The sequence below is a fragment of the Streptomyces sp. NPDC059037 genome, assembly GCF_042740015.1.
GTDB lineage: Bacteria > Actinomycetota > Actinomycetes > Streptomycetales > Streptomycetaceae > Streptomyces.
Window position 1 is genome coordinate 8,251 of record NZ_JBHYIG010000307.1, and the last position, 2,962, is coordinate 11,212.

At 70.1% G+C, this 2,962-nt stretch carries 4 protein-coding genes; 2 read left to right on the forward strand and 2 right to left on the reverse strand.

Going from position 1 to position 2,962, the window contains the following annotated elements; translation table 11 throughout:
- Nucleotides 1-117: 117 nt before the first annotated feature.
- Both ACFWY6_RS38945 and ACFWY6_RS38950 read right to left on the reverse strand, forming a co-directional pair.
- Nucleotides 118-570, reverse strand: a complete 453-nt coding sequence (locus tag ACFWY6_RS38945; protein WP_384700704.1) for a GNAT family N-acetyltransferase — start codon at nucleotides 568-570, stop codon at nucleotides 118-120.
- 40 nt (nucleotides 571-610) lie between these two features.
- Complete coding sequence (locus ACFWY6_RS38950; RefSeq protein WP_384700706.1) at nucleotides 611-1,069, reverse strand: MarR family winged helix-turn-helix transcriptional regulator; 459 nt, start codon at nucleotides 1,067-1,069, stop codon at nucleotides 611-613.
- Nucleotides 1,070-1,209: 140 nt separating this feature from the next.
- Here ACFWY6_RS38950 and ACFWY6_RS38955 point away from each other — a divergent pair, with 140 nt between their 5' ends.
- A complete protein-coding gene (locus ACFWY6_RS38955) occupies nucleotides 1,210-2,418 on the forward strand; it encodes an MFS transporter (RefSeq protein WP_384700708.1) in 1,209 nt (402 codons plus the stop codon).
- Between the two features lie 44 nt (nucleotides 2,419-2,462).
- Nucleotides 2,463-2,888 (forward strand): heme-binding protein, encoded by a 426-nt coding sequence (locus ACFWY6_RS38960; RefSeq protein ID WP_384700710.1) that lies wholly within the window; start codon nucleotides 2,463-2,465, stop codon nucleotides 2,886-2,888.
- Nucleotides 2,889-2,962 lie beyond the last annotated feature (74 nt).

Below are 2,962 nucleotides of genomic sequence, written 5' to 3' on the forward strand. Positions count from 1 at the left end.
GGGGGGGGGCGCGCGCGGGCGGGGGCCCGCCCCCGCCGCGCTCGCGCGCGCGCGTCTGCTCTCCCTACCCACCACCCCCCCCCCCCCCCCCACCCGTACGACACGTCAACGGCAGCGTCAGAGCTGCAACTTGAAGCCCACATGCGATGCCGTGAACCCGAGCCGCTCGTAGAAGCGATGGGCATCGGTGCGGGTGGCGTCGGAGGTCAGCTGCACCAACTCGCAGTTCTGGCGCCGGGATTCCTCGATGGCCCACTCGATGAAGCGGGTGCCGAGGCCACTGCCGCGCTCGTCGGCGTGGATGCGTACGGCCTCGATGATCGACCGGGTGGCCCCCTTCCGGGACAGCCCGTGAATGATCGTGAGCTGAAGGGTGCCGACGACGCGTCCTTCGCGTACGGCGACGACCTGGTGCTGGTTCGGGTCGCCGGCCAGTCGCTCGTACGCGGCGAGGTACGGCGTGAGGTCGTCCGGCGACTCGCGATGGTTGCCCAGCGAGTCATCGGCGAGCATCTTCACGATGGCGGGGATGTCGTCGGCCACGGCCGGGCGTATCTCAAGATCTCCCATGAGCCGCAGCCTATGCGGCCACCTGCCGGTCGTTCAGTCATTACGCCGGTACGCGCACCGCTTCCACGGCCCTGACCAGCGGCGCGAGCTCCGGTTCCAGCGCCGCCGCGTCGAGCGCCTCGCGCAGCGCGGTGTCATTGGTGGGACGCGCCTCGGCGAGCAGCGCGGCTCCCGACTCGCTGACGTCGGTGTAGATGCCCCGGCGGTCGGTCGGGCACAGATAGCGGGCGAGCAGCCCGCGGTCCTCGAGCCGGGTGACCAGGCGTGTGGTGGCGCTCTGGCTGAGCACGACGGCGTCGGCGACCTGCTTCATCTGTAGATGGCCGCCCTCTCCGTCGTGCTGCCGGCTGAGGACGTCGAGCAGGGAGTACTCGCGCACGCTCAGGCCGTGCTTGGCCTGCAGGACGCGCTCGATGTGGGTCTCGATCTTCCCGTGGAGCAGGGAGAGCGCGCACCAGCCCTGTGCAAGGGCGGTCAGTGCGGGGTCCGTCGCTGTCATGGCTCTTGTTCCTCCGTCCCGGAGCGGCTGAAACCAGGATAGTGCACGTACGCAATATCCAGCGGTTGCAAGTATCCCGCGTCTGCAACTATTGTGGGCGCAAGCTAAGCGCACCTGCAATCGTCTTGGAAGGTAGAACCATGCCTCTCGCGCTACTGGCCCTCGCGATCGGGGCCTTCGGAATCGGGACCACAGAGTTCGTGATCATGGGACTGCTCCCTGAGGTCGCGGGTGACTTCGGCGTCTCCATCCCCACGGCCGGTCTCCTCGTGACCGGCTACGCACTCGGCGTCGTCCTCGGCGCTCCCCTGATGACCGTCCTCGGCACCCGTATTTCGCGCAAGCGGATGCTGATGATCCTGATGGGCCTGTTCATCGCGGGCAATCTGCTCTCCGCCGTGGCCCCGGCCTTCGGCGTGATGCTGGCGGGCCGGGTCGTCGCCTCGCTCGCCCATGGAGCCTTCTTCGGCATCGGATCGGTCGTCGCGGCGGAGCTGGTCGCACCGGAGAAGAAGGCCGGAGCGATCGCCATGATGTTCACGGGCCTCACCGTGGCCAATGTGGTCGGTGTGCCGCTCGGCACGCTCGTCGGGCAGACCCTCGGCTGGCGCATCACCTTCGCCATCGTGGCCGGCCTCGGCGTCATCGGCCTCGTGGGCATCGCCAAGCTGGTCCCGGACCTGCCCAAGCCCCAGGGCGTACGGCTCCGCCATGAGCTGGCCGCGTTCCGCAACGTACAAGTACTGCTCGCCATGGCGATGACGATCCTCGGCTTCGGCGGTGTCTTCGCGGCCGTCACCTACCTCGCGCCGATGATGACGGACGTCGCGGGCTACGCGGACTCCTCCGTGACCTGGCTGCTCGTCCTCTTCGGCCTCGGCATGGTCGCAGGCAACCTGATCGGCGGGAAGTTCGCGGACCGCGCGCTGATGCCGCTGCTCTACATCTCGCTGAGCGGGCTTGCCGTGGTGCTCGCCCTCTTCACCTTCACCGCGCACAACAAGATCGCGGCAGCCGTGACCATCACCCTGATCGGCGCCCTGGGATTCGCGACCGTGCCGCCGCTGCAGAAGCGGGTGCTCGACCAGGCCTCCGGCGCGCCCACGCTCGCATCGGCCGTGAACATCGGCGCCTTCAACCTCGGCAACGCCCTCTCGGCCTGGCTCGGCGGCCTCGTGATCTCCGCGGGCCTCGGCTACACCGCCCCGAACTGGGTGGGCGCGGTCCTGGCGGGCTCCGCGCTCTTCCTGGCCGTGCTCTCGGCGGTGCTCGAGCGCCGCTCGGCCACCCCGAGCCTGGTCGTCGCGGGAGCGGCCCCGCTGGAGCAGCCGGCGCCCGTCCACCACTGACCCCGCCCCCCATAGCCCCCCCCCCGCACAAGGAGAACCCCCCCATGAACACCACCGCCACCGCTGTCGCCCCGCTGACCATCCAGGACGCCGAGGCGCTCGTCTCCACGGCCCACCGCGCGGCCGAGGCCGCCGGTGTCACGGTCAGCGTCACCGTCCTCGACGCGGGCGGGCATCTGCTGGCCTTCCGGCGTGACGACCGGGCCGTGCTGATCTCCGGAGAGACCAGCACCCGCAAGGCGTACACGGCGCTTCAGCTCAACGCCCCGACCGCCGACCTCGTCGACCTGGTCAAGCCGGACGGCCCCTTCCACACCCTGCCCACCGCCCTCGACCGGCCGCTGCTCTTCATCGCCGGCGGCATTCCGGTCCACCGCGACGGCCGGCTGATCGGCGCCATCGGTGTCGGCGGCGGAGCGCCCGAGCAGGACCACGGTTTCGCTACGGCGGCCGTGGAGGCCCTCGCGTAGTACGCCGCCATACGTCGCCGCGCGAGCACATGACGAAAGGCCCACCCCCAAGCGCCGGGATCTGTCCGGCGCGT